The organism is Rhizobium sp. P44RR-XXIV (assembly GCF_001999485.2).
Lineage (GTDB): Bacteria > Pseudomonadota > Alphaproteobacteria > Rhizobiales > Rhizobiaceae > Rhizobium.
Map to the genome: position 1 here is coordinate 1 of NZ_MPVZ02000003.1, position 1,011 is coordinate 1,011.

Sequence of the window (1,011 nt, forward strand, 5' to 3'; positions counted from 1 at the left end):
TGATGATTTCACGCAGCGGGAAGCCGCAATCGATCAGTATCCGGGTGTCAGAACTGCTCACCAAGGCCGAATTGCCCCGGCTTCCGCTGCCCAGAACCGCGAACCGCATTGCGCATGCTCTCCTGGAGTTTTTCCAGTACGTTTTGCGCGACATCGGCCGGCGCAGAGGTGTTGATGTCCTTGTCGACGGTGACCTGCACGGCGTCGCTGACGGTGGTCAGGCGGACCTGGTAGCGCTGCGCCTTGGCGTCTTCCTCTTCCTTGGTCTTCTCGCCGCCGCCGAACACGGCGATGAAGAACCCCGGCTTGTCTTCGTCGGGCTTCTTCGCCCCTTCGGCGATGTTCACGTAGTACACGCCAAGGCTGCGGTTGAGGTCGTCGACGCGGATGTCGGCGTTATCCAGGGCACGCCCGACGCTGACCCAGGAGCGGTCGAAGTCGGATTGCAAGGTCAGCACCGGGTTGCCGCTGCCGTCCTTGCTCAACTCGAAGGTGCCGGGCGTATCGTAGACCGAGTTGGCTGCCAGCAGGGAGACCGAACCACCCTGCTCGGCGCTGCGGCGCCAATGCTCGCGACCATCTCGTCGAGCAGCGCCGTATCGAGGCTCGGCGCCACCGACTTGCTCGGCCAGCTCGGGCTGCTGGTGTCACCGGCGGCGCGGGTCTGGCTGAGCACGTAGACCTCGCTGGTATTGCTTTGCACGCCGGGCTCGATACGCACCCGAACCCGTGCCTGGCCGTCCGGCTCGACACCGCTCACGCGGCTGCTCAGGCGGCGTGCCAACGGCGCGGAAAGCTGCGACAGCGATTGCCAGTCGGAACTGAACTCGCCGGTCTGCGGGCGCTCGTCGGCGATGCGAAAACCGTTCTCCTCGAAGAACAGCCGGGCCACCGGCCAGACTTCCGCCGGCGGACGCTGGGCCACGACCCAGCGGCTATCACCGCTACGCTGAAGGCTGTAGTCGATGATGTCGCCGGCGTTGGCCAACGGCTGCGGACGCGGAACCTCGT

General features: G+C 65.7%; 2 protein-coding genes. Both read right to left on the bottom strand.

Annotated features, from left to right (window positions below; translation table 11 throughout):
* Positions 1–47 precede the first annotated feature (47 nt).
* Positions 48–485 carry an outer membrane protein assembly factor BamC gene (gene bamC, locus BSK43_RS35335; RefSeq protein WP_205910565.1) on the bottom strand — a complete coding sequence of 146 codons (438 nt, stop codon included), beginning with the start codon at positions 483–485 and terminating at the stop codon, positions 48–50.
* The coding region (locus BSK43_RS35340; protein ID WP_205910566.1) for a hypothetical protein at positions 482–1,011 on the bottom strand (530 nt) is incomplete at its 5' end. The genes BSK43_RS35340 and bamC, both read right to left, overlap by 4 nt.